This is a genomic window from Isoptericola sp. NPDC057559 (assembly GCF_042801555.1).
Classification (GTDB): domain Bacteria; phylum Actinomycetota; class Actinomycetes; order Actinomycetales; family Cellulomonadaceae; genus Isoptericola.
The window spans coordinates 1-3,998 of record NZ_JBHVFQ010000055.1; the positions used below are offsets into that span (position 1 = coordinate 1).

Sequence of the window (3,998 nt, forward strand, 5' to 3'; positions counted from 1 at the left end):
GAATCCCTGCCCGTGCGGGATGGCGTCGGTCAACAAGGGGCTCGACTGCGCGTGCTCGACCGGCTGGGCGGCAGCCTCCTGACCCCGGACGACGCGCGCTGGCCCGGTCGGCTCGTCGACCTCGGGGCGGAGGAGCCGTTCGCGCTCTGGGTGCGGGGCGATCCGGACCTCGCGGCCCTCGTGGAGCGCTCGGTCGCGGTGGTGGGGGCGCGGGCCTCCAGCGCGTACGGCGACCAGGTGGCCTCGGGGGTCGCGGCCGGGCTCGCCGACCGCGGGTTCACCGTGGTCTCCGGAGGGGCGTACGGGATCGACGCCGCGGCCCACCGCGGGGCGCTCGCGGGCGGCGCGCCCACGGTCGCCGTGCTCGCGGGAGGCGTCGACCGGTTCTACCCGCCCGGGAACGCCGAGCTGCTGCGCCGGCTGGCCGACGGCGGCGGCGCGGTGGTCAGCGAGGTGCCCCCGGGCTCCGCCCCGTTCCGGCAGCGGTTCCTGGCACGCAACCGGATCATCGCCGCCGCGTCGTGCGCCACGGTGGTGGTCGAGGCGGCGTGGCGCTCGGGTGCGCTGAGCACGGCCCGGCACGCGACCCGGCTGCTGCGGCCGCTGGGTGCCGTGCCCGGTCCGGTGACGTCCGGGACGTCGACCGGGTGTCACGTGCTCCTGCGCGACGGCGCGGCCGTCTGCGTGACGGACGCCGCGGAGGTGGCCGAGCTCGCGGGCCCGTACGGCACGGGAGCGGTCGCCGGGCCGGCCGACGCGGAGGGCGGTCACGGCGACCCGCGCGCGTCGGGGAGCCCGGCCGCCGGGACCACGCCCCGGGCCGGCCGCCCCGAGGAGGTCGATGCGCTCGACGAGCGCGCGCGGCGGGTGTGGGACGCGCTGCCGGCGCGGTCGTCCGCGGCGCTGGACGCGCTGATCCGGACCGCGGGGCTGTCGATCGCGGAGACCCTCGCCGGGCTCGGCGACCTCGAGCTGCACGGGCTCGCCGCGCAGGACGGCGGCCGTTGGCACCGGGGGACCCGCCGCACCGGGAGGCGAGGGTGACGAGGACGGGGTGGCGCGGGGGAGACACGCGCGTCGCCTCACCCCCCTCTCGGCCCGTCAGGGGCACACTGACCTGGATGGACACCGATCCGGACCTGCCGCCGCTGCCGGCGCCGCTCGACGAGGCGCTGGCCCGCTTCGACGAGTTTCTCGAGGTCCAGCGGGGCCATTCGGCGCACACACGCCGGGCCTACCGCGCGGACGTGGGTTCGCTGCTGCGGTACGCGGTGCGGCACGGCGTGGGGGACCTGCCCGGCGTGGACGTCGCCGTGCTGCGCGGCTGGCTCGCCACCCAGGCCGACCGTGGGCTGGCGCGGGCCACGATCGCCCGCCGCGGCGCCGCGGCCCGCACCTTCCTGCGCTGGGCGTACCGGGTGGGGCTTGTCAGCGTCGACCCCACGGCCCGCCTCGCCAGCCCCAAGGTCCCGCGCACCCTGCCCACGGTGCTGAGCGCGGACGCCGCGTCGGCGCTGCTCGACACCGCCCGCGAGGCGGCGCACGCCGCCGAGCCCGACGACCGGCCCTCCGCGCTGCGCGCCTGGGCCGCGGCGGAGCTGCTGTACGGCAGCGGGATCCGCGTGGGCGAGCTGGTCCAGGTGGACGTCCCGGCCGTCGACCTCACCGAGCGGCTCGTGCGGGTGCTCGGCAAGGGCGGCAAGGAACGGGTCGTGCCCTTCGGGGTGCCGGCGGCGCGCGCCGTGTCGGAGTGGCTCGCGGCCGGCCGGCCCGCGCTGGTGCAGCCCGGGTCCGGCGCCGCCCTCCTGCTCGGCGCGCGCGGCGGACGGTGGGGGCAGCGTCAGGTCCGCGACGCCGTGCACCAGCTGGCCGCGCAGGCCGGGGTCGAGGACGTCGCCCCGCACGCCCTGCGGCACTCGGCAGCCACGCACCTGCTCCAGGGCGGATCCGACCTCCGGTCCGTCCAGGAGGTGCTGGGGCACTCCGACCTCGGCACGACCCAGCGGTACACCCACGTGGACGACGAGCGCCTCCGCAAGGTGTTCGTGCAGGCCTTCCCCCGCGCCTGACCTCCCGTCGGACGCCCCCCGAGCTGCTTCCCGGACGGCGCCCCGGGGCCCGGTGCTCGCCCTACGCGCCGTCCCGGACGACGCGGTAACGCAGGGACGTGCGGACGCCGATCTCCTGGACGCTCACCTTCTCCAGGGTGGTGCCGGGCGGCACGGACCCGGCACCTCCGTCGAACAGCCGGACCCCGCCGCCGAACAGGACCGGCATGACGTCGATGGCCAGCTCGTCGACGAGACCGTGCGCCATGAGCTGGCCGAACACCTCGGCACCGCCGATGAAGGTCACGTCGAGGTCGCCCGCGGCCTCGACGGCGCGCGCGACGGCCTCCGCGACCCCGTCCGGGACGAAGGTGATCCAGAGCCGGTCGTTGCGCTTCGGTGCGACGGGCGGCGGCTCGTGGGTCACGACGAAGATCGGTACCTGGAACTCGTACCCGTCCGCGTAGCCGTCGGGATCTTCGGCGAGGTCGTACGTGCGGCGGCCCATGAGCACCGCGCCGGTCTCCTCCTGCAGCTGCCGCATGTAGGCGCTGCTCTCGAGCGAGCCGAAGTCCGCGTACAGCGCGCCGTAGTCCCCGTCGGCGTCCTGCACGTACCCGTCCAGCGAGACGGTCGCCCCCGCGATCACCTTGGCCATGGCGTCTCCTCCTTCGTCGGAAGTCCGGTCGAGGGTGAGACCGTCGCGGCGCGCCGTACTCGTCGGTGGTCTCTCAGGGGCCGCCGGGGAGCAGCACGATCGGGGCGTCCTCGCCGAGCAGCGCGAGCGGGTCCAGGTAGACCTCACCGCGCAGCACGCCCCAGTGCAGGCATCCGGCGGGCGCGCAGTGCCCGGGGGTGTCGGCAACGACGCCGATCGCCTCGCCGCGGCCCACGGTGTCGCCGCGGCCCACAGAGGCTGTCACGGGCTCGAAGGTCGACCGCAGGCCGCCGGGGTGCGTGACCACGACGACCGGCTTGCCCGCGACCGAGCCGGCGAAGGAGACGACCCCTGCCGCCGGGGACCGCACCGGGTCGCCCGCACCCGCGGCGAGGTCGACGCCGCGATGGCCGGCCAGCCATCGTTCGGCGGGAGGGTCGAACGGGTGCACGACCGACCCCGGAACGGGACGCGACCAGCCGTCGCGCGGTGCGAGGCCGCCCGCGAGGTCGCCCGCGATGTCGCCCGCGAGCTCGTCCGCCGTGCCGTTGGCCGTGCCGTTGGCCGTGCCGTCCGCCGTGCCGTCCGCCGTGCCGTCCGCCGTGCCGTCCGCCGTGCCGTCCGCCGTGCTGCGGGCGTGGTGGATCGTCGTCGCCGGCGCCGCAGCGCCCGCAGCTACCGCAGCGCCCGCGCCCGCAGCGTCCGCAACGTCTGCCTCCGGGGCTCCTGGCGTCCCTGCCGCCTGCGGCGCGCCTGGTGTCCCAGCCGCGCTTGGTGTCCCAGCCGCGCTTGGTGTCCCAGCCGCGCTTGGTGTCCCCGCCGCCTCCGCCATGGCGCGGACGTGCGTCCCGAGGACGGTGTCTGCGCGCAGGGAGGGCCGCGGACCACCGCCCGCCGCTCCGGCCACGGCGGGCGCGGCGCCGAGCAGCAGCGCGAGCGCGGTGAGCAGGGCGGCCCGGGCGGCCCGCCGTGCGCCGCGACCGGCGGGCGCCGAGGGCGGCGCGGCCGAGCCGCGCTCCGTCGGCCCCGGGGCGCGGGGCGGTGTGGGCCCCGCGGCGCGCGGGGCCGGCGGGCGGGGGAGCGGTGGGCCGGGGACGGGAGTCATGCGGGCATCCTGGCCGGGCCGGGCCGGCGGTGGGGCGGCGCGGTGGGATCCTGGGGACGCGGCCGTCCTGGGGGCAGGGTCCCGCCCGCCCGATCGCCGGGGACGGCGTCGACGACGACGGCGGTGCCCGCGCTCCGACCGGCCGCTCGGCGCCGCGACGGACGGGTCCCACGACCGGGCTCAGGAC

Annotated in this window: 4 protein-coding genes; 2 read left to right on the plus strand and 2 right to left on the minus strand. The window is 78.1% G+C overall.

Going from position 1 to position 3,998, the window contains the following annotated elements:
* Nucleotides 1-51 precede the first annotated feature (51 nt).
* Nucleotides 52-1,044 (plus strand): DNA-processing protein DprA, encoded by a 993-nt coding sequence (gene dprA / locus ACFU5J_RS21865; RefSeq protein ID WP_430580116.1) that lies wholly within the window; start codon nucleotides 52-54, stop codon nucleotides 1,042-1,044.
* 77 nt (nucleotides 1,045-1,121) lie between these two features.
* Nucleotides 1,122-2,069, plus strand: a complete 948-nt coding sequence (locus ACFU5J_RS21870) for a tyrosine recombinase XerC (RefSeq protein ID WP_430575132.1) — start codon at nucleotides 1,122-1,124, stop codon at nucleotides 2,067-2,069.
* 61 nt (nucleotides 2,070-2,130) lie between these two features.
* On the opposite strand, the gene ACFU5J_RS21875 is transcribed toward ACFU5J_RS21870, so the two are convergent.
* Nucleotides 2,131-2,706 carry a dihydrofolate reductase family protein gene (locus ACFU5J_RS21875; RefSeq protein WP_430580117.1) on the minus strand — a complete coding sequence of 192 codons (576 nt, stop codon included), beginning with the start codon at nucleotides 2,704-2,706 and terminating at the stop codon, nucleotides 2,131-2,133.
* A 73-nt stretch (nucleotides 2,707-2,779) separates the two neighbouring features.
* A complete protein-coding gene (locus ACFU5J_RS21880) occupies nucleotides 2,780-3,811 on the minus strand; it encodes a murein hydrolase activator EnvC family protein (protein ID WP_430580118.1) in 1,032 nt (343 codons plus the stop codon).
* Between the last annotated feature and the right edge of the window lie 187 nt (nucleotides 3,812-3,998).